This window comes from Tistrella bauzanensis (assembly GCF_014636235.1).
GTDB classification, from domain to species: Bacteria; Pseudomonadota; Alphaproteobacteria; order Tistrellales; family Tistrellaceae; genus Tistrella; species Tistrella bauzanensis.
Map to the genome: position 1 here is coordinate 1 of NZ_BMDZ01000048.1, position 25702 is coordinate 25702.

27 protein-coding genes are annotated in these 25702 nt (G+C 69.3%); 10 read left to right on the forward strand and 17 right to left on the reverse strand.

Annotated elements, in window-relative coordinates; translation table 11 throughout:
- Positions 1 to 102: 102 nt before the first annotated feature.
- The 12 genes from IEW15_RS17690 to IEW15_RS17745 form a co-directional block, all read right to left on the reverse strand.
- Positions 103 to 1116 carry a DUF2163 domain-containing protein gene (locus tag IEW15_RS17690; protein WP_188580336.1) on the reverse strand — a complete coding sequence of 338 codons (1014 nt, stop codon included), beginning with the start codon at positions 1114 to 1116 and terminating at the stop codon, positions 103 to 105.
- Positions 1117 to 1168: 52 nt separating this feature from the next.
- Positions 1169 to 1804, reverse strand: a complete 636-nt coding sequence (locus IEW15_RS17695; RefSeq protein WP_188580339.1) for a DUF2460 domain-containing protein — start codon at positions 1802 to 1804, stop codon at positions 1169 to 1171.
- 16 nt (positions 1805 to 1820) lie between these two features.
- Positions 1821 to 2051 carry a hypothetical protein gene (locus IEW15_RS17700; protein ID WP_188580341.1) on the reverse strand — a complete coding sequence of 77 codons (231 nt, stop codon included), beginning with the start codon at positions 2049 to 2051 and terminating at the stop codon, positions 1821 to 1823.
- Between the two features lie 41 nt (positions 2052 to 2092).
- Complete coding sequence (locus tag IEW15_RS17705) at positions 2093 to 2992, reverse strand: hypothetical protein (RefSeq protein WP_188580343.1); 900 nt, start codon at positions 2990 to 2992, stop codon at positions 2093 to 2095.
- A gap of 47 nt (positions 2993 to 3039) precedes the next feature.
- Entirely contained in the window at positions 3040 to 3468 is a 429-nt protein-coding gene (locus IEW15_RS17710; protein WP_188580344.1) for a phage tail terminator-like protein, read from the reverse strand.
- Positions 3469 to 3591: 123 nt separating this feature from the next.
- Complete coding sequence (locus IEW15_RS17715) at positions 3592 to 3972, reverse strand: hypothetical protein (RefSeq protein ID WP_188580346.1); 381 nt, start codon at positions 3970 to 3972, stop codon at positions 3592 to 3594.
- A complete protein-coding gene (locus tag IEW15_RS17720; RefSeq protein ID WP_188580348.1) occupies positions 3969 to 4448 on the reverse strand; it encodes a DnaT-like ssDNA-binding protein in 480 nt (159 codons plus the stop codon). The genes IEW15_RS17715 and IEW15_RS17720 overlap by 4 nt, the downstream gene beginning before the upstream one ends.
- Positions 4449 to 4479: 31 nt before the next feature.
- Positions 4480 to 5457, reverse strand: coding sequence for a major capsid protein (locus tag IEW15_RS17725; protein WP_188580350.1), 978 nt, complete (start codon positions 5455 to 5457; stop codon positions 4480 to 4482).
- Between the two features lie 73 nt (positions 5458 to 5530).
- Positions 5531 to 6154: a hypothetical protein gene (locus IEW15_RS17730; protein ID WP_188580352.1), complete on the reverse strand. Its 624-nt coding sequence runs from the start codon at positions 6152 to 6154 to the stop codon at positions 5531 to 5533.
- Positions 6155 to 6176: 22 nt separating this feature from the next.
- Complete coding sequence (locus IEW15_RS17735) at positions 6177 to 7577, reverse strand: DUF4055 domain-containing protein (RefSeq protein WP_188580355.1); 1401 nt, start codon at positions 7575 to 7577, stop codon at positions 6177 to 6179.
- A gap of 16 nt (positions 7578 to 7593) precedes the next feature.
- On the reverse strand, positions 7594 to 9015 hold the full coding sequence (gene terL / locus IEW15_RS17740; RefSeq protein ID WP_229708230.1) for a phage terminase large subunit: 1422 nt from the start codon (positions 9013 to 9015) through the stop codon (positions 7594 to 7596).
- Positions 9016 to 9202: 187 nt separating this feature from the next.
- A complete protein-coding gene (locus IEW15_RS17745) occupies positions 9203 to 9718 on the reverse strand; it encodes a DinB family protein (protein WP_188580357.1) in 516 nt (171 codons plus the stop codon).
- Positions 9719 to 10021: 303 nt separating this feature from the next.
- Here IEW15_RS17745 and IEW15_RS17750 point away from each other — a divergent pair, with 303 nt between their 5' ends.
- Positions 10022 to 10996 carry a hypothetical protein gene (locus IEW15_RS17750; protein ID WP_188580359.1) on the forward strand — a complete coding sequence of 325 codons (975 nt, stop codon included), beginning with the start codon at positions 10022 to 10024 and terminating at the stop codon, positions 10994 to 10996.
- A 41-nt stretch (positions 10997 to 11037) separates the two neighbouring features.
- On the opposite strand, the gene IEW15_RS17755 is transcribed toward IEW15_RS17750, so the two are convergent.
- Positions 11038 to 12294, reverse strand: coding sequence for a threonine ammonia-lyase (locus tag IEW15_RS17755; protein ID WP_229708231.1), 1257 nt, complete (start codon positions 12292 to 12294; stop codon positions 11038 to 11040).
- Between the two features lie 245 nt (positions 12295 to 12539).
- Between IEW15_RS17755 and IEW15_RS17760 the strand changes: the two genes are divergently transcribed.
- Entirely contained in the window at positions 12540 to 14390 is a 1851-nt protein-coding gene (locus tag IEW15_RS17760) for a potassium/proton antiporter (RefSeq protein ID WP_188580361.1), read from the forward strand.
- Positions 14391 to 14453: 63 nt separating this feature from the next.
- Here the strand turns inward: IEW15_RS17760 and IEW15_RS17765 are convergent, their stop codons facing one another.
- Together IEW15_RS17765 and IEW15_RS17770 are read right to left on the reverse strand one after the other, a co-directional pair.
- Complete coding sequence (locus tag IEW15_RS17765; RefSeq protein WP_188580363.1) at positions 14454 to 15149, reverse strand: fumarylacetoacetate hydrolase family protein; 696 nt, start codon at positions 15147 to 15149, stop codon at positions 14454 to 14456.
- A gap of 173 nt (positions 15150 to 15322) precedes the next feature.
- Complete coding sequence (locus IEW15_RS17770; protein ID WP_188580365.1) at positions 15323 to 16315, reverse strand: 2-hydroxyacid dehydrogenase; 993 nt, start codon at positions 16313 to 16315, stop codon at positions 15323 to 15325.
- Positions 16316 to 16599: 284 nt separating this feature from the next.
- On the opposite strand from IEW15_RS17770, the gene IEW15_RS17775 reads away from it, so the two are divergent.
- The 4 genes from IEW15_RS17775 to IEW15_RS17790 all read left to right on the forward strand — a co-directional run bounded on the left by IEW15_RS17775 (position 16600) and on the right by IEW15_RS17790 (position 19736).
- Entirely contained in the window at positions 16600 to 17271 is a 672-nt protein-coding gene (locus IEW15_RS17775) for a precorrin-2 dehydrogenase/sirohydrochlorin ferrochelatase family protein (RefSeq protein ID WP_188580367.1), read from the forward strand.
- Between the two features lie 116 nt (positions 17272 to 17387).
- Positions 17388 to 18137 carry a phosphoadenylyl-sulfate reductase gene (locus IEW15_RS17780; RefSeq protein ID WP_188580370.1) on the forward strand — a complete coding sequence of 250 codons (750 nt, stop codon included), beginning with the start codon at positions 17388 to 17390 and terminating at the stop codon, positions 18135 to 18137.
- Between the two features lie 103 nt (positions 18138 to 18240).
- A complete protein-coding gene (cysQ, locus tag IEW15_RS17785; protein WP_188580372.1) occupies positions 18241 to 19092 on the forward strand; it encodes a 3'(2'),5'-bisphosphate nucleotidase CysQ in 852 nt (283 codons plus the stop codon).
- Positions 19089 to 19736: a regulatory protein RecX gene (locus tag IEW15_RS17790; RefSeq protein ID WP_188580374.1), complete on the forward strand. Its 648-nt coding sequence runs from the start codon at positions 19089 to 19091 to the stop codon at positions 19734 to 19736. Before cysQ ends, IEW15_RS17790 begins: the two co-directional genes overlap by 4 nt.
- 88 nt (positions 19737 to 19824) lie before the next feature.
- Here the strand turns inward: IEW15_RS17790 and parA are convergent, their stop codons facing one another.
- Positions 19825 to 20454, reverse strand: a complete 630-nt coding sequence (gene parA / locus IEW15_RS17795) for a ParA family partition ATPase (RefSeq protein WP_188580376.1) — start codon at positions 20452 to 20454, stop codon at positions 19825 to 19827.
- 244 nt (positions 20455 to 20698) lie between these two features.
- Between parA and IEW15_RS17800 the strand changes: the two genes are divergently transcribed.
- The 3 genes from IEW15_RS17800 to IEW15_RS17810 are packed head-to-tail and all read left to right on the forward strand — an operon-like array spanning position 20699 to position 23616.
- Positions 20699 to 20959, forward strand: a complete 261-nt coding sequence (locus tag IEW15_RS17800) for a hypothetical protein (protein WP_188580378.1) — start codon at positions 20699 to 20701, stop codon at positions 20957 to 20959.
- 7 nt (positions 20960 to 20966) lie between these two features.
- Positions 20967 to 22202: an L-threonylcarbamoyladenylate synthase gene (locus tag IEW15_RS17805; protein WP_229708232.1), complete on the forward strand. Its 1236-nt coding sequence runs from the start codon at positions 20967 to 20969 to the stop codon at positions 22200 to 22202.
- Between the two features lie 37 nt (positions 22203 to 22239).
- Entirely contained in the window at positions 22240 to 23616 is a 1377-nt protein-coding gene (locus IEW15_RS17810) for a sensor histidine kinase (protein ID WP_188580379.1), read from the forward strand.
- Here IEW15_RS17810 and IEW15_RS17815 read toward each other — a convergent pair.
- Complete coding sequence (locus tag IEW15_RS17815; RefSeq protein WP_188580381.1) at positions 23594 to 24025, reverse strand: DUF1489 family protein; 432 nt, start codon at positions 24023 to 24025, stop codon at positions 23594 to 23596. The genes IEW15_RS17810 and IEW15_RS17815 overlap by 23 nt on opposite strands.
- Before the next feature lie 88 nt (positions 24026 to 24113).
- Here IEW15_RS17815 and IEW15_RS17820 point away from each other — a divergent pair, with 88 nt between their 5' ends.
- Positions 24114 to 25568 carry an FAD-binding oxidoreductase gene (locus IEW15_RS17820; protein ID WP_188580383.1) on the forward strand — a complete coding sequence of 485 codons (1455 nt, stop codon included), beginning with the start codon at positions 24114 to 24116 and terminating at the stop codon, positions 25566 to 25568.
- Positions 25569 to 25702: the final 134 nt, after the last annotated feature.

Below are 25702 nucleotides of genomic sequence, written 5' to 3' on the forward strand. Positions count from 1 at the left end.
AATCACCGCACAATCAAAGCACCGCACGCCCCTAAACCGGATCGAACCAGACCCTTGGGGTCAACTCCGACAGGCTGCTAGAGTGGTGACAGCAAGACCCGGTCAGGTGCGGGTGATGGCGCCGGGATCGGGAACGAAGGGAAAGCCGCGGAAATTCAGGGTGTTGCGAAACCGTCCGGCGCAGGTCTCGATCTGGCGGTCGCAGCCGACCCGCAAACGATAGGCCGTGCCCGGCGGCGGAGGCTCGGGCAGCGGCCGTGCCGGCACGATCATGCCGGCACCACCCTGCGCCACATCGCCCGCAACCCCCGCCATCGCACCCGACAGGATGGTCAGCCGGCCGCCGTCGAACCAGCCGGCCGGTTCGTCGCGCGACGGATCGGTCAGAAACAGCGCATCGCCGGTGGCGATCACGCCCTCGACCTCATATGCCGGTCCGATCACCCAGCTCACGCTCCCATCGCCCAGACTGGCGCCCAACATGGCGGTCCAGGCCGGCGCCACGGCACCGGTGGTGCCCGCCATCTGCGCCACGGCACGCCGGGCGGGTCCGCCCGCCGGCGTCACCGCCACCGTATCGCCCGCAACCTTTGCGGTCAGCGGTGCCCAGGCCGGACCATCGATCGCCACACCACAGCGGCGATCGGCGAAATCGGCATCGCAGTCGGGGCCATAGGCGGTGCCGATCCCCTGCATCAGCCGCTGCGACAGCCCGCGCAACTCGGCACGCCAGCGGCTGCCGGTGACCGTGATCTCGCCCATCCGGCCACGGGCCAGCAGCAGGCGCCCGGCCTCAGGCGCCGACCAGTCGGCCAGCGCCACCTCGACCACCGCATCATCGAAACTGCCACGGGCAATGGCCGCCGCGGACAATGCGGTCTCGTCCAGATAGCCGCTCACATCCAGCCCGTCGACATCCAGCCCCAGCCGGGCATCCACGGCGCCCGGCACCATGCCGCCGCGGGCCAGATAGGTGGTGCCCTCCACCACCAGATCGCGGTCGTGATCCGTCAGGCCGATCACCACGCCGTCCTGGCGTTCAACCCGCCACAACCGCGCGAATGTGGTCAGTGGTCGGGTGAGCGCGGCACCCAGCCCCGCAGGCAGGCTACGCATGACGATGTCCTCCATGAAGGTCGGGGGTCTGGGATCAAGCCGGGCAGATCGCCTACAGCCGGATCTCGACCAGCGGCACCGATCGCACCGCGCCGATGCCGTAATCCTCGATCGTCGCCGGCAGATGATCGGTGTCGAAGCGCACCGGCACGTCGAAGGCGAAGCCGGCGGTCAGCACCGCCCCCGCCAGCGGCGGCGCCGGAAAGCTCACCATGCCGGTGGTGGTATCCGCCGAAAACGCGCCGGCCTCGGCCTCGACACCGTCGATCGCCACCCGCACCGAGCCTGCGACCGGCTTCACGATCCGGCGATCGACATGCAGTGGCGGGGTTTCATAGCGCTTGATCAGCGCGAAGGTCGTCTGACTGCCAGTGCCGGTGCCGAGCGGCTGGTCCAGGGCCGTCGGTGCGGCATTGCCGGTGGCACTGGTCCAGTCGGTCCAGTCCTTGAAGCGGAAACCGCAGGCGCGACCGCGCCGGGCACGGAAGAAGGCGATCAGCCGCGACAACTGGTCCATGCCGCGCACACCCATGGCGATGTCATAGCGGGCCCGCGCCTCGGCCCAATCGGCATTGCGCCGCTCGTGGCCGGATGCCAGCACCACGACATCGGTCGAAAACACCGGCCCGCCCGTGGACCCGAAGGCGATATCATCAGGCAAGCGGATATCGTGAAACGCGTCGAGCATCGGTCAGAACTCCCGGTCAGCCATTGCGCCGCCGGGCGCGTTCCGCGGCATCGGCCGCATCGCGATCGGCCCAGGCCCGGCCGATCGGCAGCCCGCCCGATGTCGTCTGCGGCGCATGGCCATCATGGCCGGACCGCCCTGCCAGGGCGCTTGCCGCACCAGCCGGCGGGGTCAGCGCCGGGCCCGACGGCATCAGGCGCCGCCTGTCCATACGGTCGTCGCCGGCATCGTTCAGACGCTCATCCACTGTCCCATCTCCTTTATCCCTGTATCGGGTGATGTGCCAGGTCAGCCCGCGTCGCGATGCACCACGATCGCGGGCGCCCCGGCTGAGGCACCGCAGGTCATCGTCAGCCGCAGGGCCGGCACGCCCGCGCCGCCATCAGCCGGCGCATCCAGCCGGCTGGCTGTGACCAGCGCACCGGCCAGGACGATCCGTCGGCTGGTGCCGGGCGCCGCCCCCTCCAGCGTCAGGGTCAGCCGTAGCGGCGCGCCGGGCGGCAGCCGGGCCGCCAGACCGGCGGCCTCCACCCCCAGCTCGATCCGGGCGCCGATGGCCAGGCCACCCGCGATCATGCCGCCCGCGTCCAACGGATCGGGGCTCTGGTGCAGATACAGCCGCGCCTCGATATCGATCCGGCATGCCATCACCCAGGCCAAGGGCTGGTCGTCGATCGACAGCCGGGCTGCAGCACCACGGAACCCGTCACCGGCGGCGGCGATATCGGTGGCGATGCTGCCGGGCCCGGTCGCCGCACCGCGCAGCAGCAGCTCCAGTACCGGCATGCGGTCGTGATCCACCACCACCGACAGCCGCGCAATGCGTGCGGCTGGAACCGCCGTGGCGGTGGTGCCGGATGCCGCCTGCACCACCACGTCATGGCGGCCGGCATCGGCGCCGGCCATCACCTGCCAGCCACCCCCGCCATCGGGCTGCCAGCCGCCGCCCAGCACCGATGCCATCAGCGCATCGAACGGCCCGGCCTGTGCCCGCAGGCTCAGGCCGATCTCGGGCAGCGCCGGCCCCGCGGCCAGCGCCATGCCATTGCGGTCACCGGGGCGGCCGGTCAGTGCTGCCGCGCGCGCCAGTCCGAAACGCAGGCTGGTCACCTGTGGGGCCAGCACCGGTCCCGGGGCATCATGCGGGGCGATCTGCACCGTCATCGGTGCGAGCGATCGGATGATCATGGCGATGTCCTCTCGTGAACGGCAGTCATGGGTTTTCCGGCACGTGATCAGGAACCGGCGACCTGCCACAGCACCGCCAGATCCAGCAGGGCCATGTCGCGCGCCACCACCAGGGCGGCGCGCTCGAATCCGGTCACCTCCACCAGCACGCCCGCGCCGGCATCGACGACCAGCCCGGGCGGAAATGCCTGCAACACCACATCGGCTGCGGCTTCGATCGCCGCCACGCCCGTGCCACCGGGCGCATGTGCCTCGATCACATACCGCCCGCGCAGCACCGCGCCGCCGCCAAGGCTGGCGATGGCCGCCACGGCCTCGCCGCTGTGCGGCACCAGCCAGGCGCCGGCAGCCGGCGGCGGGCCGCCTCGGGTGTTCGGCCAGCGCACCGGCACCGATGCGTCCCCCGCCATCAGGTTCAGCCGCGCGTCCAGCGCCGCGCGCAGCCGCGCCTGAACATCACCAGCAAGCGATGCCATCGTCCTTAAATCCTTCTGTCAGTTCTGGCCTTCTGTCAGTTCTGGCCTTCTGTCAGTTCTGGCCTTCTGTCAGTTCTGGCCTTCTGTCAGTTCCGGCCTTCTGTCAGTCTTGGGCGGCAGCGCTCAGGGTGCCCGCAGCAGCAGCCGCCACAGATCCAGCACCGGCACCGGGCGCAAGGCCTCGTCGATCCGCCAGTCGGCGGCATCGATCACCAGAATGTCCCCCGGCGTCGGCGTCACCCCCAGCCCCTCCACCATCGCCGGTCGCCGTGGCGGCCGGTCGGTGGCAAGGTCGGGCGCGATGCCGGCGGCAACCGGGTCGCGACCCCAGATCAGCCGACCGGTGGCCAGCGTCACGCGTGCCTCACTGGTGATGCCGGTTTCGGGGTCGAAGGCCGCACTGGTGCGGTCCAGCCGGCAGGGCGGGGCCAGCCCGCCCGCCCCCGCCAGCCCCAGCAGATCGCCCAGCATGCGCCCCAGCGTTCTGTCGAGCCCGCCGCTCATGTCCGCACCAGCGGGCGGCGGTGGCGCGGTGGCGCCAGCGGTGCCAGCAGCCGTGCGGCCAGCGCCAGGGCACCGCCGGTGCCGGCGGGTGCCCCGGCGCCACCGGCGGCGCCATAGTCGATCGCCACATCGCCCAGGGTCAGCCGCCGGGCGGCGGGACCGGCCGCCTGTTCGGCCAACGGCCGGTCCAGCGCCGCCAGCGCCAGCTCAGCGCAGGCCCGCGCCACCACCGGCGGCACCGACACACCATCCAGGCCCATGCGGGTATCGATGCGCGGCCAGGCCAGCGGCTGGCCGGCATCGGCTGGTCGCCCCACGAAATCGTGGAAGGCGTCGATATGGCTGGTGGCCTCGATCAAGGCCGCCATACGGGCGGCTTCGGTGGCCGCGGCCCAGGCGGTGCGTCCACGTGCCGCTTGATGGGCATCGGCAAAGGCCAGATCGGCATAGCTGTCGACGCCGATGGTGATGGTCATGACGACAGGCTCCCCTCTCGCACCCGGGCCCTCAGGCCACCGTCAGCCGCACGCCGGCCATCCCCTTGGGGTCGGCGGCGACGGCATCCCAGTTGGCGGCGGTGGCGATGGCGGCGTCGGTGGGATTGATCCCGCCGCCCGCGACATCCCAGGCAAAGCCGCGCACACGGATGTTGAAGGCGTATTCGCCCTGGATGCGCATGACCAGATTCTCAAGACCGGTCACCACATCCGACACGATCGAGCGTTCCTCGCTCTCGGCCACCTCGACCGCGTCCTCCACCAGCCCCAGCACGCGATATTTGTTCGGGCTGCCGGCCACCATCAGCGCCGGGCTGTCGATCACCACGGTCGGCCGGCCGAAGGTGGCGACGGTGCCTTGATAGATCGTCACCCCCGCCACCTCGAACACCTTGTCGGCGATGCTCTGGGCCATCAGGTCGTAATAGGGTTTGGAGTGCATCACGAAGCACGACAGCCGGCCGCCGGCATCGCCCAGCTTCGCCATCGCCCGCACCAGCGCGCCATGGGCAAGGCCGGGTTCGCTCTCGGCCGAGATGTCCAGCGTCAGCCCCGCCTGTCCGCCGATCGCGGTCGATGCGGCACGCAATGCCGTGTCGACATAATCCACCGCCACGGCCTTACCGATCTGCCGCCCCAGCAGGAACGACATCTCGCCGGGGTCACGCCCCAGCTTGCGCAGGCTGTCCAGCGTGTTGGCCACCGGCCCGATCCGGCGGTTGACCTTGATGCCGATGGTTTCGGCCTGGGTCAGCGGCGTATCGCCGACACCGGTCACGGCGTTGATGTCGCGGCGGGTGACCAGGGCCGCCACGCGGGCGATGAAGCTTTCGGCCGCGTAATGGCCACGGCGACGTTCCGGCACCAGCCGGATGGCGCCGGCCGATGCGGCGTTGAACGCCTCAGCATTCTGTTCCACCACTTCCACCATACCGCCGAAGAATTCTTCGGGGGCGATGCGGAAATCCTGTTGGGTTCCGATGGTCATCGGATCTGTTCCTTATGCTTTGAAGGGATGTCGTCACGGTCGGCGCCGTCACCGGGGACGGGCGCCGGCGGGCTCAAGGGTCGAGTTCCAGATAGGCGCTGCGGCCATGCTCGCGGATGAAGCGGGCACGCTCGGCCGGCCCGCCCAGATCGGCGCGCCGGCGGCGGCGTGGTGCGCCGGTCATATCCGGCCGGCCGCCGCCGCCATGGCTGTCGGGGGCTGCCAGATAGGCGGCGCCGTCGCCGGCGGCCCAGTCGGTGATGAAATCGGTCAGCGGCCGGTTGCTGCCATCGGGCAGCCGGGCGGTCAGGCCGCGCGCCGTGCCCTCGCCGGTCACCGCCATCATCGGCCGCAGCAGGGCGGCGGCACCGGCCACCAGCGCCGGCGCCACACCTGCCCGCGACAGGGCGGAAGCCAGCCCCTGATCGATCAGCATCTGCGACAGACTGCCGCGTTCCCGCTCAAGTTCGGCGGTGATCGCCGCCAGCTCGGCACGGTGGCGGCGGTCCAGCCGGGCACGCAGGGCGGCCAGGGCTGCCGCATCCTCGCCCATGTCCTCGCCATCCTCGGCGGCAGGCGCCACAGATGCGGGCGCCACGGATGCAGGTGCCGCGGTCGCAGGTGCCACGCCCGCAGATGTCGTTGCAGCCGGCGGGCCATCGCCCGCGGGCCGGGTTTCGTCCGGTCGTCCGGTCATGTCGGTGTCCTCTTCATCACGGTCAGTCGGCCGTCCCGGCCGGCAGGATTTCGCCGCGCATCAGCGACCGGCGCAGTTCGTCATGGCCAATCGCGCCCTTCTGCCAGGCTTCGACCAGGGCATTCAGGTCATCGGCCGCCATCGGCTGCGGCCAGTAATCGGTGTTCAGGGTCACGCGTGTGGGGGCTGTGGCGCGCGCCGGGGTGGCCGCATCGATGCCCAGCCAGATCGCCGCGAAATCCAGCGCCCGCGCCAGGCCGTCGCCGGCGGCCTGCGCCAGCGCCGCCAGGGCGGAATTCTCGCCTTGGCGGTGGATGCCGGCGGTCAGCGCCGCTTCGGCGACCTTCTTCTCCGGCGCCAGCATCCGGGCGCCGAGGGCTGCCATCTGGGCTTCCTTGCGGTCCAGCAGCCGTTCCAGAACCCCCAGCCCCTCGCCGCGGAATTCCAGGAAGAACGCCTTGGCTTCAGGGGCTTCCAGCACCCAGGCCTCTCCCGCCCCCACCGCCAGCGGCAACAGGTCGTCCAGCCGCTGGCCGGTGATCACGGCAGTCGGCAGGCCGGTGTAATGGGCGCCATGTTCCAGATCGGCACTGGTCCGGTAATGCGACAGGTTCACCTCCACCAGATCCAGCAGCGGTGGGCGGGCGACGTCGATGCCGGGGCCGCGCGGGCCGATGCAGACAAAGGGGATACGGGTCATCGGCCGGCCATTGGCGCGCGGCTCAATCTCGGCCACCAGCGTGAAACGGTCCGATGCGCCACGCGCCCAGATCCGCTGGCGATAGATGCCGTCGGGGTCCAGGTCCAGGCTGCGCCGGCGCATCACCCCGGTTTCGTCCGCGCCCTCGTCCAGCAGCACATGCGCCAGCACCGGTCCGCCCCCCGACAGGGCCTCCACGCTGGCGCGCATCAGCCGCCAGTCCAGGATCGCCTCTGCCGGATAGGCCGCCAGATACGGCATCCGGCCGGCCTTCAGGGCGGCGGCACGGGTGGCTGGCGCCACCCCGCCGGCGGGCGGATGATCGACCAGCAGGCCCACGCGGCCCGTGGTCAGCAGATCCGCCACCACATGTTCGGCCAGCCGGCGAAAGCCGTCGCCCAGGCCGGTCGGGTCGGCGATCACCGGGTTCAGGCCCGGATGCGCCGCGATCTCGGGCGGCTTGCGGAACACCATGCCGCTCAGGCCGTCGATGGTGCGGGCGGTGGCGTTATAGAACAGCGCCCGATCGCGATAGGCGCGATAGGCGGTGTCGCTCTGGCCGTCCAGCCGGGGCAGATAGCGTTCGGCGGCGGCATGCACCGCCTCCTGCCCCGCGGCGACATCGCGGCACCGCATCCAGCCGGCGGCGCGCGCGGCATGGCCTGGATGCACGCGATCGACCGCGCCCGGCGTTGCCGCCGGGTCGGGAATGCTCAGGGTCATGGGATTGGGTATCCGTCTACAGACCGCCCAGCTTCAGTCTGGCGATGCGGCCGCGCTCAGTGTCCAGCCACGACAGCAACTGGCTCAGGGCGTCGACCTGATCGTCATGGGCGGTGTTGGGGAAAATGGTCAGTTCGGCGACGAAATCGGCAACCCAGGGGGCGCCGGCGGCCAGCGTCACCTGGCCCGATTCCAGCCGTGGCGTCGTCACCGCCAGCCGGGTCAGTTTGTCCGCTGCGGGCCGCACCGCCACCACCGGCAGCCGCCGGCCCGCGCCGCGCAGATCCTGGATCAGCGACTGGCCCGATGCCCGGTCTTCGATCAGGATGACAGTCGGCCGCCAGCGCTCCGCCAGCGCCAGGGCCTGCCGGCGCAGTTCGGGATATTCCACCCGCGCGCGCCAGACATCGGCCACATGCAGGCCGTCATCATGTTCATACACCGTCAGGCAGACGCTGGGATCGTTCAGCGCATCTGCCTTATAGGCGGTGTCCCAGCTCTGCAGCACCCGCCGGATGCGGCGCTCCGCGGGCCAGGGCGCCACCGCCAGCCATGCGGCCTTCACCATCCCGCCGGCGGCGGGCGCCGGCCGTTGCTGGTATTGGGCCGCATAGCCCGCCTCGCCAAGGTCGCGGCGGGTGCGGGCCAGGTCGTCGCGATCCTCGCGGGCCGCGTGCAGCGGCTCGCCGGGCTGGCGGTGGATGATCAGGCTCTGCGTCACGAACCGTTCCGGCCGTTCGGCTTCGGCGGTCAGGCGCAGATGCGTCCAGCCGCCGCGGTCCAGCAGATGGCCGCTCAGATCCCGGTCGTGCAGGCGCTGCATCACAACGATGATCGCGCCGCGCCGCTTGTCGTTCAGGCGGGTGGACAGGGTCTGGTCGAACCAGGTCAGCGCCGCCTCGCGCAGCGCCGGCGACCCTGCCCGGCGCGGATCATGCGGATCGTCGACGATCAGCAGGTCGCCGCCATCGCCGGTCAGTGATCCGCCGATCGACGTGGCAAAGCGAAAGCCGTTGGCGGTGGTGGAAAAGCGCAGCGCCCGATCGCGCCCCCGCATGATCCGGGTGCCCGGATACCGCGCCCGGTACCACGCGCTGCCCATCACCTGGCGGGTATCCAGCGAATGCCGCCGCGCCAGTTCCAGGGCATAGGACGCGACGATGATCCGTCGCGTCGGATCCCGGGCCAGCAGCCAGGCCGGAAATGCCACCGACACCGTCAGCGACTTCATATAACGGGGCGGCATGTTGATGATCAGGCGGGTGATCTCGCCCCGCTCGACCGCCTCCAGATGGTCGGCGATCAGATCGATATGCCAGTTGGGCAGAAAGCGCGCGCCGGGATCGACGGTCCCGAAACAGTCGGCAATGAAGCGGTACAGATCGTCGTCGAACACGAATCGGCCGGCATGGGATGCCGGCGGCTCGTGTCCGGTCACGCAGGCGCCTCCCGCGCCGGCGGGGCCGGATGGGTGGTTTCAACCATGATCAGTCCTCACAAGGGATCAATTGAGCAAGGACGGCGGGCCCCCTGGCCAATCGGCTGCGAAACTCGCCATCATAGATAAAAACCTACAGGATATTCGGCGAATGGTTGCATATATAAATGTTGCAACACCCATTCGTTCACTCAGGCACCGACAGCCCGTGCACGCGCTGGAAGATCAGGAAATCCAGCGGCGGCGGCGGCACCTCGGTCTGGGTCAGCATGTCATGGGCCTGGCCGCGATGATGGGTCTGGTGGTTGAACCAGTGGCCCAGGAACAGCCCCAGATCGTCGGCAAAGGCATCGCCGCGGGTGGTGGTATATCGGAACGGCGTGGTGAAACGGGCTGCCGGCAGGGCCGCCACGGTGCCCAGGATCCGCTGATCCAGCCCCATGCGCGCGCTGCGCAGTTCATTGAAATGTGGCCAGGGCTGGGCGCTCAACGGCCGGTCCGGCGCCTGCGTCTGGTTGAGGCGCGACAGAAACAGCTCATCGACGACCACCATATGGTTCATCACGCCCATCAGGCTGCCGAAAAAGGCCGCGCGCGGGCGCTCGAACTCGGTGGACGACAGCCGCGCCACGGCATCATACAGCCGCAGATTGGCCCAGACGTTATAGCGGGCGAGGATGCCGAAATAGGCGGGCATATCCATGAACAGGCAACTCCAAACGGTGGGATCACATGATCGCGTTGCCGCTATCATGAACCCTGGGCGGGTGCGGGGATATGGCGGGCTCGGTGAAAAATGCTGATGTCATGCCCGCGTAAAGATAAATCCACACAAAATTATATCGCAAAAATAGCATACCTGAGAAGGTATTTGCCATATCACGCGCATTACGCATACTCAAGCCGTTCATGCAGGCACGGAGGCACGCGGATGTGGCGGGTGATCGACATCCTGATCCAGAGGTTCATCTGCCGATCCGGGCCATGCCTGCCCCGTGGTCGGCGGATGGCGCCGCACCGCGGCACCATCATCCTCGCGGGCATCACCGCCGCCGCCGCCGTGCTGGCCGGCTGTACGGCCGCACCGCCCGCCATGCCGGCCAGCCCCAGCCCGCTGGTCGATCGTGCCGCCCAGTGGCAGGGCATTGCCGAGGATGCGGCGGGCGGCATCGTCCCGGGCCTGCCACCCGGCAGCCGGATCGTCATCGCAAGGCCGGCCCGGCGCAGCACCTTCGCCAGCCGCTTCCCCGATCTGCTGGCGGCCGCCCTGATCCGCCGCGGCTTCGTCGTCTGGTCGGAAACCGCGGTCGAGGCGCGGATGACCGCCCTGCCGGCAAGGTCACAGACCGGTGGCACGCCGGCGCTGGACATTGCGATGTCGCCCGACCTGCCCATCGCCACCCTCAGGCTCGAAACCGACATCGCGGCCATTGGCCATGATGCCGATCAGACCCGCAGCCTGCTGGAACAGGGCCACTACACCCTGCTCGCCAGCGGCGTCTATCTCATCGAGCGCGCGAACCGCAAGGGGCTGAACCTGGCGGCCAATCCCGGCTGGTTGATCGGCGCCGGCATCGCCGCCGACCTTGCCGCATGGATGGACCAGCCCACGCCGTCCACGGAACTCGTGCTGGGCCTGCGAGTACTCGACGGCGCGCGCTATGTCACGGCCGCCGACCGGGTCTATCTGATCCGCGACGGCGATCGCGGGGTCTATGTCGGTGGCACGCGTCGCTCGCCCGACACCATCACCGTTCTCTACGACCCGCGCGGCGACGCGCTGGCCGATGCCCGCGATGCCGCCCGCCGCCATTGCGCCCAGACCGCGCGTCAGCCGATGCTGGCCGCGCGCTGGGCGCCACAACCCGACCTGCCGGATGATCCGCTCGATCTGGCAACGGCGGTGCTGCTCGACGATGGCGGCAGCCAGCCCCGCCATGGTGCGCGTTTCGATTGCGTCTCGGGCGAGGACCGGTTCTGAGGCGCCCGCCGACAGATGGCCAGATCGGCATCCGCCGGTGGTCAGACCGGCTCGTCCAGCGCCGCCTGCGCCACGGTCAGCGCGGCGGCGAAGGTCTCGGGGTCGACATTGCCACCGGTCAGCACCACCATCACCGACCGGCCGCGCACCGGCACCCGGCCCGACAGCACCGCCGCCAGCGCCGCCGCCCCGCCCGGTTCCACCACCAGCTTGAAGCGCGCGAAGGCATACAGCATGGCATGGGCGATATCGGCATCGGTCACCGCCACCGCCGCATCCACGACCTGGGCGTTGATCGCATAGGTCAGCGCGCCGGGAATGGGTGTGGCCAGGGCATCGCAGATCGTGCGGATGCCGGGCGGATTGGGCAGGCGGCGGCCTTCGGCGATCGATCTGGCGGTGTCGTCATGGCCAGCCGGCTCAACGATCACCAGCGCCGGCCGATCGGGCATGGCCTGCAGGCACAGCCCCGTGCCGGCGGCCAGCCCGCCACCGCCACAAGGCACCACAACCACATCGGGGCGCTGGCCGATACTCTCGGCCTGATCCAGCATCTCGACCGCGATCGATCCCTGACCGGAGATCACGTCGCGATCGTCATAGGCCGACACCACCGTCATGCCGCGCTCGGCACCGATCCGGCGGGTGATCGCCACCCGGTCCTCGCGCGCCCGGTCATAGAACACGATCTCGCCACCATAGGCGGCGACACCCTCGATCTTGGTGCGCGGCGCATCCGCCGGCATCACGATCACCGCCGGCGCACCGAATTCCCGCGCCGCGGCCGCCAGCCCCTGGGCATGATTGCCTGACGAATAGCCAACCACGCCACGGGCGCGCAATTCCGGCGACATCAGCTCCAGCCGATTATAGGCGCCACGATATTTGAACGAGCCGGTGTGCTGCAACACCTCGGCCTTCACCAGCAGCCGCCCGCCCAGTTCGTCATCCACACGGGCGGACCGCAGCAACGGCGTCTCGATCATCGATGACCGCTGCCGGATCCAGGTCCGGCGCAGCACCGCCAAGGTCGGCCAGTTCGATGCCTGGATCTGCTGCACGGTCGGTCGGGCACGGGGCGGCAGCGCCACCGTGCCGGCGCGGCCGGCATCCACCGGCGGCAGGCTCGTCGCATCATCCGCGACCGTGGCCCAGCCATCGGCCCGCCGGGTCAACGGCATGCCGGCACCGGCGCGAGCGGCGGCGCTCAGCGGCCGGGCTGCCGGTTTCGGCCCCGGCGCATAGGCGGTCACAGGGTCGGCTGTCGGTGGCGTCGGACGATCGGGATCGAAGGGCATGATGCTGCAAGCCTGCCGGAATGAAGGCGGAAATCAAAGCCCGGCCGGGCCTGCTTCCGCGACCTGTCCGCCTGATATACCACCACCATCGCCCGACTGGAAACGGCGCCGCTATCGCGCAGCACGCAAGGGTCCACCGAAAAAAGCTCACACCTCACGTTTTCCCCCGCCACTATAACCGATAAGAACAGGTCGGGCCGCGCACGCCATCGCCGCCGTTCAGAAACGAGGGTTCGCACGACACCATGGATCTCGCCAACCAGCTGATATTCGTGGGCGCGGCCCTGGTTCTGATCAGCATCGGCGCCAGCCTGATCTCGTCCCGCTTCGGCATGCCGCTGCTGCTGGTGTTCCTGCTGCTGGGGCTGGCGGCGGGCCCTGAGGGCATCGGCGGCATCATTTTCGCCGACATCAATTCGGCGGCATTGATCGGTTCGCTGTCACTCGCCGTCATCCTGTTCGATGGCGGGCTGAAGACCAAGGGCGAGAATTTCCGCGTGGCGCTGTGGCCGGCCACGGCGCTGGCCACCGTCGGCGTGCTGATCACCGCCGGCCTCACCGGCCTGATCGGCTGGCTGCTGTTCGACCAGCTAGGTCTGATGGCCGGCCTGCTACTCGGCGCCATTCTCAGCCCCACCGATGCCGCGGCCGTGTTCTTCCTGCTGGGCAATCGCGGTCTGGTGCTGAAGGAACGGGTCGGCGCGACGCTGGAAATCGAAAGCGGCAGCAACGACCCGATGGCGGTCTTCCTCACCATCGGACTGGTCGAGATCCTGACCGCGAACATGGCCGGCGGCAGCGGCCACAGCATCGGCACCGCGGAACTCGCCGGCATCTTCCTGTTGCAGATGGGCCTTGGCGCCGGCTTCGGGCTGGGTGCCGGCCATGTTCTGGCGCTGGCCATCAACCGCCTGCGTCTTGCAACCGGGCTCTACCCGCTGCTGGCGCTGGCCGGCGCCCTGTTCACCTTCGGCATCACCGCGGTCTTGGGCGGCAGCGGCTTCCTCGCGGTCTATCTGATGGGGCTGATGCTGGGTAACCGCAAGCTGCAGGGCTTCCACAACATCATGCGCTTCCACGACGGCCTCACCTGGCTGGCACAGATCGTGATGTTCCTGATGCTGGGCCTGATGGTGCTGCCATCGGGATTGATCACGATCGCGCCACTGGCCCTGGTTCTGGCGGCGCTGCTGATGCTGGTGGTGCGGCCGATCGCGGTCTGGGTGTCGCTGCTCCCCTTCGGCTTTTCCAAGGCGGAGCAGGCCTTCATCTCGTGGGTGGGGCTGCGCGGTGCGGTGCCGATGGTGCTGGCGCTGTTCCCGACCGCGGCAGGGCTGGAGGTCGGGCCGCTCTATTTCGGCATCGCCTTCTGGGTGGTGGTGGCGTCCCTCACCATCCAGGGCTGGACGATCACCCCGCTCGCCCGCTGGCTGAAGCTGGAGATCCCGTCGAAATCCGGTCCGATCGACCGTATCGAGATTTCCCTGCCCGAACTGCCCGATCACGAGATCGTCGGCTATGCCATCGACCATGACAGCGGGTTGGTCGATCGCAGCCCGCGCCTGCCGCCCTGGGCGCAGCCCCTGCTGCTGGTCCGCAACAAGGCGCTGGTCGCCCCGGCGCCGGGCTTCCGGCTGGCCGTAGGCGATACGCTCTATCTGCTGGCGCCCCCCTGGAAACTGCCCGATCTGGATGCGGTGTTCGGCGGCCGGCCGGCCGAGGACGCGGCCTTCTTCGGCGCCTTCACCCTGAATGGCGAGGCGCGACTTGCAGGGTTGGGCGATGTCTATGGCGTGCCGGTCCCGGCCGATGCGCTGAAGGACACTCTGGCGGGGTATATCGATCGCCAGTTCAATCGGGCGGCTGTGGTCGGCGACGTGGTGTTTCTCGGCAATGTCGCGCTGATCGTGCGGGAACGCGATGCCGAGGGTCATGTCACCAAGGTCGGCCTCGACCTCGACGGGTTGAAGCGGCGGGCGCCCAAGGTGCCGTTCCTGCCCGACCTGCAAACCCTGATCAAGGCGACACGCCGCATCACCCACCGCCGACGGCCCGGGCCGTCGACAGAGGATCGCGACGACGATCCCCTGTTCTGACCTCTTCCTGACCTTATTATCTGTCCCGGCCTTGTGACTTCGGCGCGAGCCGTGTCGTCCCGGTCAGATCACGTCGAAGGTCAGCTCGCCCACATGCTCGATCCCCGCGCGGACCTTCTGTCCCCGGGCGATCGGCCCCACGCCGGCCGGCGTGCCGGTGAACACGACGTCGCCCGGTTTCAGCGCGATGAACCGCGACAGCTCGGCAATCACCTCGGCGGTGGTGCGGATCATCTGGCTCAGATCGGCCTGCTGGCGCATCGCGCCATCGACCTCCAGCCAAATCCGGCCCGCCTGCGGGTGGCCGAAGCTCTCGACCCGCGCCAGGGCGCCCACCGGTGCCGCCTGATCGAAGCTCTTGGCCATGTCCCAGGGGCCGCCGCGCTCCCGCGCCGCAGTCTGAAGATCGCGCCGGGTCAGATCCACGCCCACCGCATAGCCATAAACCAGCGACAAGGCGTCGTCGACCGCGACATTGCTGCCCTCGCGTCCGATCGCCGCAACCAGTTCCACCTCGTGATGCAGATTGCGGGTCATCGGCGGATAGGCGACACGGCTGCCATCCGCGACCACGCAATCGGCCGGCTTGATGAAGAACACCGCCGCCTCGGCACTGATGTCGGTGCCGCCCATTTCGCGGATATGGTCCGCATAATTCTTGCCGATGCAGAACACCCGCCGCACCGGAAACCGGATCGCCGAGCCGCGGATCGGCAGGGTCGGCGCCTCCCAGGGCGCCACCGCCAGTCCATAGGTCATGATCCCTCCCCCTTCATGCATCATGCTGCCGGGGCAGGCCGCGGATCGCGGCCCCTCGCCACCGGGGCGAGAAACATACGGCCGACATGATCCTGTGTTAAGCGTTTGTGATGCATCAGGCGGAATTTTATGCACTTTGTTGCGCACAAGGCTGCATCGGCCGCGCGAAACCGTCACGCCAGCCGGTCGCGCGGCACCCCGTCGGCGAAGAAGGCATCCAGATTATCCAGCGCCCTGAACCCCATCGCGGCGCGGGTCTCCACCGTCGACGTGCCCATATGCGGCAGCAGATAGGTGTTGTCCAGATCGGCCCAGCGCGGATCGAAGGCCGGCTCGCCGGTGAACACGTCGAGTCCCGCCGCCTGCAGCCGGCCGCTGCGCAGGGCGGCGATTGCCGCGCCATCGTCGACCAGCGGCCCGCGGGCGGTGTTGACCAGAATCGCCCCCCTGGGCAGCCGCTCGATCCGCTCGGCATCAATCATGCCGATGGTGTCGGGGGTCGCCGGGCAATGCAGCGACAGCACGTCGGCAACCGCGACCAGATCGTCCAGACGGTCGTGATAGACCGCGTCACGCAGCTCCAGCGCCAGCGATGCCGGGTCCAGATGGCGGCGCTGATGATAATGAATGGTCATGCCGAAGGCGCGCGCCCGCCGCGCCGTCGCCTGGCCGATCCGGCCGAAGCCCACCAGCCCCAGCCGCTTGCCGGCCAGATCGGTGCCCAGCATGAAGGTCGGCGACCAGCCGCTCCAGCCTCCGCTGCGCAGCATGCGCTGGCCTTCATAGGCCCGCCGCGCCGCGCCCAGCATCACCAGCATCGCGATATCGGCCGTCGCCTCCGCGACCACATCGGGCGTGTTGAAGACGGCGAGCCCACGCGCCCGCGCCGCTGCCAGATCGATATGATCATACCCGACCGAGAAGGTGGCAATGGCCCGCACCCCCGCCGGAAGCCCGTCGATCGCCACCTTGTCCATCCGCTCGGTGGGCGTCAGCAGAATGCCGTCGGCACCGTGTGCCGCGGCCAGCGCCGCCAGTTCAGCGCCCGGTACCGGCCGATCCTCGTCCAGCCGCACAACCTCGAAATCGGCCGCCGCACGCTCCTGCACGGGCAGCGGCAGATGGCGGGTCACGATCAGAACCGGGCGACGGGATGTGGTGGGCATAGGGCGGGCTCCTGAATGCGGGAACGAGTGAACGCGGCGATGGGCCGATGACGGGCGCGTCGGTGACGAGCATGTCGGTCCGGGCCGCAGCATACCGCCCGCGGCCACGGTCCGGCCAGCCGCATTCGACATCATGGGCCTGTTGATTCTGAAAACTACTCAAAAAATTTGTGTTGTTTGTAAAACTCACGAGTCCTACATTCCACTTCACTGAGATATCCAGAATTAAACGACATAATTCTGTTTAATCCTGCCCCACCTTCGCTCGACAAGGCGCCCTGCTCATGAGCCATCTGCTGCCGCTGTCCCTGGATCTGCGCCGCCTCGCCGTGGCGGTGGCCGGTGCTGGCCCGAAGGCGCTGGCGCGGGTCACCATGATCACCGATGCCGGCGCCATCCGCCCCACAGTCTATGCGCCCGGTGCCGATACGGGCTTCCTTGCCGCGGTCGAGGCATTGGGAGCCGTGCCGGTCGACCGGCTGCCGGATGACGACGATCTGGCAGCGCTGCGGCTGCTGTTCGTGGCCGATATCGATCCGCCCGTCGCCCGTGCCCTGCACGACCGGGCCGAGGCGCTGAAAGTGCTGGTGAATGTCGAAGATGTGGTGCCGCTCTGTGCCGCCCAGGTGCCATCCATCCTGCGCCGGGGCGACCTGACCATTGCCGTCTCCACAGCCGGTGCCAGCCCCAGCCTGGCCATCGCGCTGAAGGCAGAGCTTGCCCGGCTGATCGGCCCGGAATGGGCGGCAAGGACCGCCACCATCCGCAAACTGCGCATGGCCTTGCGCGGCCGCGGGCTGGCCCCGGCCGCGGTTAAGGCCGCCTCCGACGCCCTGATCCGGGACAATGGCTGGCTCCCGCTCGCCACGGCACCCGCTCAGGCCAACCATGTTACCGACGCCGCATCAGTCGACCCTGTCGCCGCCGAGGATGGTCCCCGACGCGCGAAGGCCTGACTGGACAATGGGTGCAGCTGGCCCAAGCGCACCCGCGACCCGCCAGGCCCCCGATCAAGCCAAGGCTCCGATCAAGCCAGAGCCCAGGATCAAGACCGCGAAAGGTCCGGACCATCATGCGCCTGCTCGACACCGTGCCTGCCTCCCCCTCCGCCCCGGTCGCCACCAATCCGCTCTACGACGATCTCAGCTTCCGCCTCGGCCGTCTCGACGGGGTCGAGTTGATCGCGGCCGCGGCCTTCGGGCCGCTCGGCGGCAAGCTGGCGCTGGTATCGTCTTTCGGCACCGAGGCCGCCGTGCTGCTGCACATGATCTCGCGCGTCGACCGCGACCTGCAGGTGATCTTCCTTGAAACCGGCATGCTGTTCCCGGAAACCCTCGCCTATCGCGACCAGTTGATCGACCGTCTGGGCCTGCGCAATGTCCGCTCGGAAACCCCGGATCCGGTCGAACATGCCCGCGAAGACCCCACCGATGAATTGTGGATGACCGATACCGACCGGTGTTGCGCCTTCCGCAAGGTGCGGCCGCTGGCCCGGGCGTTGTCAGAGGTCGATGGCTGGATTTCGGGGCTGAAACGCCATCATGGCGGCGGCCGCGCGGCGGTGATGCCGGTGGAACGCGACGGCCGCCGGGTGAAGCTGAACCCGCTTGCCTTCTGGGGCCACGATCAGGTGCTGGCTTATTTCGCCGCCAACGATCTGCCGCGCCATCCGCTGGAAGCGCAGGGCTATGCCTCGATCGGCTGCATCCCCTGCACCAGCCGGTCGCGCCCGGGGGAAGGCTTGCGCAGTGGCCGCTGGGTCGGCCAGGGCAAGACCGAATGCGGTATCCACACCATGACCGGCGACGGCGCCGGCATCTGACCTCATCGACCCGGCGACCGGCATCGACGGTTGACCATGACCGCCATGCGTCCGAAGATCGGCCGCACACCTGACGCCTGCTGTCCACCGGAGCCGATGCCCGATGCCGATCGATGTCGCCACCCCCCGCATGCCCGATGCCGGCCTGCGGGACGCAGCCCCACTGCCGATGCCCGCCCTGCCGGATCTGGCGGCGGTCGTGGCACTGACGCGTGCGGCCGGTCAGGCGATCATGACGCTCTATGGGCCGGGCATCGATTGCTGGACCAAATCCGATGACAGCCCGGTGACCGCGGCCGATATGGCCGCGCATCAGGTGCTGTCGGCCGGGCTTGCCGCCCTCACGCCCGACATTCCGGTGATCAGCGAAGAGGCGGTCACCGCCGCAGACCTCTCGCATGGGGCACCGGCCGCGACCTTCTGGCTGGTCGACCCGCTCGACGGCACCCGGGAATTCCTCAGCCGCAACGGCGAATTCACCGTCAATGCCGCGCTGATCCACGATGGCCGTCCGGTGATGGGCGTGGTCGGCATCCCCGCCACGGGCCGGATCTATGCCGGCGGCCCCGATGGTGCCGTGGTCATCGAGCCCTCGGGCACAACCATGGCCATCACCGTCCGGCCGGTGCCCGATGACGGCGCCGTGGCCCTGGTCAGCCGCAGCCATGCCGACCGGCGCACCGGCGACTGGCTGGCGGCCCATGGCATCACCCGCAGCCGCGCCGCCGGTTCAAGCCTGAAGCTGTGCCTGATCGCCGAGGGGCTGGCCGATGTCTATCCCCGGCTGGGCCGCACCATGGAATGGGACATTGCCGCCGGCCATGCCGTGCTCGCCGCCGCCGGCGGTCATGTCGACCGGCTGATGGACGGGCTGCCGCTCGGCTATGGCAAGCCCGGCCTGGACAATCCCGATTTCATCGCCCGCGGCGGCTGGCAGTCCGCAGCCGCCATATGACCGGGGCCGATGACGGCAATCGGGGCGACGATGTCGCGCCCGATCTCACCGCACATAGCCGGCTGCTCAATCGCCTTGTCGCCTCGATAACCGCCAGCGCCGGCCGCCATCCGGCCAGCCGCGCCGATCTGGAACGCCGCGCCCGCAACCGGCTCACCCGCTGGCCGGAAGCCGGCGACCTCGCACCGGACGTCGCAGCAGCTCTGATTGCCCGCGCGCTCGACAAGGCCGCCACAGCCGGTCTGGTCGACGACGACGCCTATGCCCGGCTCAGGGCGCGCAGCCTGCGCAATCGCGGCCGGCCACGCGCGGGCATCGCCCGCGATCTCAGCCTGCGCGGTCTGGCGCCGGAGCGGATCGAAACCACGCTCTCCGACATGGCCGAGGATGAAGGCGGTGCCGATGATCGCCTGGGCGCCATTGCCTATGCCCGCCGCCGACGGCTGGGCCCCTGGCGCCCTGAAGGTGCCCGCGACGCCATGCGCCAGCGCGACATTGCCGCCATGGCCCGCGCCGGCTATTTCCCCGATCTGGCCCGCCGGGTGATCGACGCCGTCGAACCCGCCGAACTCGATGCCTGGGCGGCCGATCCCGATGACCTGCCCGAACGTCGCCGCCCCGGCAGCAGCGGCGACCGGGACTGATGCTGTATCGGCAGCGGCACGTCGGCAACCGGCATGTCAGCGCCAGCATGCCGGCAGCCGTTCCGTCCCGCCTGCGGATCAGACGGTGCTATCGGCCGACCGCCGCCTCGATCTCGGCGATCAGCGCCTCCACTTCACGGGCAGCGGCAGACCGTGGCTCGGCTTCCACCACCGACAGCCCGTCGACCAGCGATGCGGCGAAACCGGTGCGGTTGGCAAAGCGGGTATCGGCCACCGGCATGCCCAGGCCCATCACGGCATCGATCATGGTCTGCGCCAGTTTCGCCCGCGGCGCCACCCGGTTCAGAATCAGCAGGACCGGCCGCTTTTCGGCCCGGGCCAGATCCAGCGTCGGGCGGGTAGCACCCACATCGAACGGGTTCGGCTGCACCGGCACCAGCACCAGATCGGCGGCGCGAACGGCACGACGGGCGTCGTTCTCGGCCTCAGGCGGGGTATCGACGATCACCACGTCATGGTCGCGATCCAGCCCGGCAAGTTCGCCGTCCAGCCGCCAGCCCGACAGTGCCCGCGCCGTCACCGCCGGCCGTTCCGGGCTGCGTTCGGCCCGCCAGGCGGCCCAGCGGGCCAGACTGCCTTGATCATCGATGTCGACCACCGCGACACGCCTGCCGCGTGCGGCCCAGCATCCGGCCAGTTGTGCCGCCAGCGTGGTCTTGCCGGCACCGCCCTTCTGCTGCGCGATGGTCAGGATCATCCTCGGATACCTCATGTCGTTGCCGCCGGCCGCGATGACACACCGGACACGTCACGATCTCGCGCCAAAGGTACACTGTCAAAGCCCGACTGCGCCCGGTTTGCGCATCCGCGCGAAAAACCGGCGTGACAGAGGCGCGCAGCCATCCGGGCGAGGTTGCGCCGCCCGCCCGGTACCGGCATAGTCTGCGAACGATCGTCATGCCAAGCCGCGCCCGCGGCCTGCCTCGTGCGGAGAGACCGACATGCTCAGCGCCAATGAGAGCCTGACCTTCATCCGTGAGCGCATCGATGCTCTGGGCTCAGGGCAGCGCCATCACGAGAAGGCGGCACACGACGCCCTGACCCTGCTGTCCCGCCGCTGGTCGGAAGAGGGCGGCGAGAGCATGGACAACGACCTGGCGGTCATCGAGATGATCGGCCAGGATCTGGCCGACCTTCAGCGCCACATCGCCGATCTCCAGCACGCCTATCTCAAGGCGCTGTTCGGCGAGAAGACCGACTGACCACCCGGTGACCAACCATACCGAAGATCCGGCATCCGCCGGCACGACCGCATCCGCCGTAGGCGATGCCGCCCGCACGGTCCCGGCCACCCGCCGGTTGCGGGTCGCCGCCCATGGCACCGGTGACGACGATACCGCCATTGTCGATCAGGCGCCCATCGATCAGGTGACCATCGATCAGGCGGCGTCTCTGCTGCGGTCAGGGGCGCTGGTGGCGTTTCCAACCGAGACGGTCTATGGGCTGGGTGCCGATGCCACCTCGGATGCGGCTGTGGCCGCGGTCTATGCGGCCAAAGGGCGGCCGTCGCGCAACCCACTGATCGTTCATGCGGCCGATGCCGATGCCGCCCTGGCGCTGGTGCGGGCCGATGAGCGCGCGGTCCGGCTTGCCGCGGCCTTCTGGCCCGGACCGCTGACCATGGTGATGCCACGCCGGCCAGACTGCCCGATTGCCGATGCCGCCACGGCCGGCGGACCGACGCTTGCCGTGCGTGTGCCGGCTCTGACCGTGGCCCGCCGCCTGATCCGCGCCGCGGGCCGGCCGCTCGTCGGGCCCAGCGCCAATCGCTCCGGTCATGTCAGCCCCACCACCGCCGATCATGTCCTGGCCGATCTCGATGGCCGGATCGCCGCCGTGCTCGATGCCGGCCCCTGCCGGGTCGGCGTCGAATCGACCGTCATCGACCTCAGCGGACCGCTGCTGCGGGTGCTGCGGCCCGGTGCCGTCACCCTCTCGATGCTGCGCCGGGTGATCGGGGCGGATGCGGTTGACGGTGCACCCGCCATTGATGGTGGCCGCGACGACGGCCACACTGCCTTGCCGTCACCCGGCATGCTGGGCAGCCATTATGCGCCGCGCCGCCAGGTGCGGCTGAATGCTGCGGCGCCGCTTCCCGGACATCGCGAGGTTCTGCTGGCCTTCGGTCCGCCGCCGGCCGGCTTTGCCGCCGTGCTGCCGCTGTCGGTCAACGCCGATCCGGTGGAAGCCGCGCGCCGGCTCTATGCCCGGCTGCGTGAAGCCGATGCCCTCGACGACATCGATGGCATCGCGGTCGCACCGCTCGACCGGCGGCCGGCGGCCGCCGGCAATGCCGATGCGGCCGATCTGCTCGGCGCGCTCGGCGACCGGCTCGGCCGGGCCGCCGCACCGCGACCACAGGCATCGATGCCGGCCGGCCCGCAGGCGGGCCTCGCCGGGGAAACGCCACGCGACCGTCATCACACCGACATCAAGCCGGCATAGTGTGGCGGACTCCATGATGGCCAAGGGCCCGTTATCGATGCGACATGCGCGGGAACAGGATCTCGACCGGCTGATCGAACGCGCGCTGGCCGCCCCGGCTGATGTCCGGGGGGGCCGCATGGCCGGCCTCGACGATCACATCACCTCGACCCACCGGCCGGACTGGCATGCCGGGGCCATTGCCATCCGGGCCACCCCGATCGGTCCGGAAACGCATTGCCTGGATGTCGTCGATCTTTTCATCCGCGATCCGGCATTGCCGGCACTGGCGGTGGTCGATCACCATATGAAGCCGATCGGGCTGGTCGGCCGCACCCAGCTGCTTTACGAATTCGCGCGGCCGTTCATCCGCGACCTCTATGCACGGCGCCCGATCCGCGAGTTGATGACCACCGCGCCCCTCACGATCGACGAGGGTCTGGGTATCGAAGGTCTGGGTGCCGAGATCACCGCCGCCGGCGGCGGTCCGTTCTCCGCCGGTTTCGTGGTCACCAGCGCCGGCCGCTATCTGGGGGTGGGAACGGCGCTCGACGTGATGCGCCGGCTGGTCGCCCGCATGGCCGAGCGCAACCGCGCGCTTGATCTGGCGGTCGAGGAGGCGGAGCGCGCCAACGCGGCGAAAAGCGCTTTCCTCGCCAATATGAGCCACGAACTGCGCACGCCGCTGAATGCGGTTCTGGGTTTCTCGGAAATCATCATGACCCAGATGCTGGGCGCCATCGGGCATCCCCGCTATCTGGAATATGTCCATGACATCCATGGCTCGGCCGAACATCTGCTGTCGCTGATCAACGACCTGCTTGATATCGCCAAGGCCGACGCCACCGGCCTGCCACTCGACCTGGAGCCGCTGGACCCGCTGATGCTGGCGCGAGAGGCTGCCCGCATGATCGCGCCGCGCGCCGATCAGGCCGGCGTCAATCTGGTGGTGGATCTGCCGGAGCATGCCGCCAGCATCCGCGGCGATCGCCGGCGGCTGCGCCAGATCCTGCTCAACCTGCTGTCGAACGCGGTCAAGTTCACCCCGGCGGGTGGCAGCGTGCAATTGGGTTTTCGGGCCGATACGGTCGGCCGCAATGTCCGCTTCACCGTCACCGATACCGGCATCGGCATGAGCGCCGACGAAATTCCGGTCGCCCTCAGCCGTTTCGGTCAGATCGACAGCAGTCTGTCGCGCCGCCATGCCGGCACCGGGCTGGGCCTGCCGCTGTCGCGCACCTTTGCCGAGCTTCATGGCGGCCGGCTCGACATTCAAAGCGCCGTCGGCCAGGGCACCACGATCGCCGTCATCCTTCCGGCCACGACGACACCCCGGTCGGCCGCGGATGACATGGACGACGCCGGAATGGACGAGATCGCCGGACTGGACGAGATCGACATCCTCGGCGCCTTTACAGCAGACCAAGCGCCCTGAGTTCGGCGGCAAGCGCCGGATCGCCGCCTTCCACGCTGCCGGCACGGCGATCGGGCGGCGCGTCTTCCGGCTTCAGATAGCGCCAGCCCTGATGGGGTCTGCGCGCCACCGTCTCCACCTCGACCAGTTGCGGGTCCAGCACCAGGGCACAGCGGCGGATGCCGTCGCCGCCCTCCACCGGCTCGATGGCGGTCAGGCGCTGGCGCACGGCGATCAGGCCGCGGATCACCCAATAGATCGAACCGCCATCCAGCAGCCCGGCGACATCGCGGGGCATCTGGCGGGTGACATGGACCAGAACCGGCGGCCGGCCGGCGTCACGGGCCTCGGCCAGCCTTGCGGTCTGCAGGGCGGCCAGATGCTCGACCGAGTTGACCCCGACGGCCAGTTTGACAAGATGCAACGTCATGGCGCGCAATCTAATGCGTCCCGTGCGCCGCCGCCAGCCCCGCAATGCAGCGTCCCTCCGCGTTTCGCGATACGGAAAGCCATCGCCCATGTCCCCCGCCGACCGCCCCGCCGCCACTGCCCGCCCCGCCCCCTCTCCCGATGTTCTGGAGCGGATGCGTGCGATCGTCGGCCCCAGGGGCTGGCGGGACGATCCCGCCATGATGGCGCCGCATCTGAAGGAGTGGCGGGGGTTGTGGACCGGTCATACCCCGGCCGTGGTCATGCCGGGTAGTACCGACGAGGTCGCCGCGGTGGTCGGGCTGGCGGCCGAGGCTGGTATTGCCATCATACCCCAGGGCGGTAATACCGGTCTGGTCGGCGGCGGCGTCCCCAGCGAGGACGGCACCGAGCTTCTGGTCAGTCTGGCTCGTATGAACCGCATCCGCGACATCGACCCCGCCGGCGGCAGCATGATCGCCGAAGCCGGCTGCATCCTGGCCGATGTTCAGACTGCCGCCGCCGAGGCCGGACGGCTGTTCCCGCTCAGTCTGGCATCCGAAGGCAGCGCGCGGATCGGTGGGCTGATTTCGACCAATGCCGGCGGCGTGCATGTGCTGCGATACGGCAGCATGCGCGATCTGGTGCTGGGGTTGGAAGTGGTGCTGCCCGACGGGCGGATCTGGCACGGTCTGCGCCGGCTGCGCAAGGACAACACCGGCTATGCGCTCCGCCACCTGTTCGCCGGCGCCGAAGGCACGCTCGGCATCATCACCGCCGCCGCCCTGACCCTGGCACCGATGCCGCGCCATCGGGCCGCCGCCTTCGTGGCCCTGCCATCCGCCGATGCGGCGCTCGACCTGTTCGCCCGCGCCCGCGACCATGCCGGCGATCTGCTGGAAGCCTTCGAGCTGATCAACGCCATGCCGCTCGGCTTCGCGCTCCGCCACCTGCCCGGCATGATGCATCCGCTGCCATCCGCCGACGGGCCGTGGTTCGTGCTGATCGAACTGGCCGGCCCCATCCCCCTCGACGACCTGCTGGAAGACCTGTTGGCCGAGGCGCTGGAGGCCGGCATGGTGGAAGACGCCGCCCTCGCCCGATCCGAGGCCCAGCGTCACGGCTTCTGGAGCCTGCGCGAAGGCCTGTCGGAAGCCCAGAAGCATGAAGGCGCCAGCATCAAGCACGACGTGTCGGTGCCGGTGTCCGACGTACCGGCCCTGATCACCCGCGGCACGGCCCTGGTGCTGTCGATCGTGCCCGGCGCCCGGCTCTGCCCCTTCGGCCACATGGGCGACGGCAATATCCACTTCAATGTCAGCCGCCCGCTCGACATGTCCGACCAGGATTTCCTGGCACGCTGGGACGAGATCGCCCATGCGGTCCACGATCTGGTGGCGGAACTGGGCGGCAGCTTTTCAGCCGAACATGGCGTCGGCCGGCTGAAGACCGCCGATCTGCGCCGCTATCGCTCTGCGGTCGAGGTCGGCCTGATGGAACGGTTGAAGCAGGTGATCGACCCCGCCGGCATCATGTCACCCGGCCGGGTGCTCGACCGGGGCTGAGGCCGCGGCTTTTCTGCCGCACCGCACAAAATTCCGCAAACGTCATTGCGCTGACATCAGCCTGTCACGATCGGTCTATACGTCTGACGAGATTGGTCGGTGCAATCTGCATCGGCCCCGCCCTGTGCTGCGGG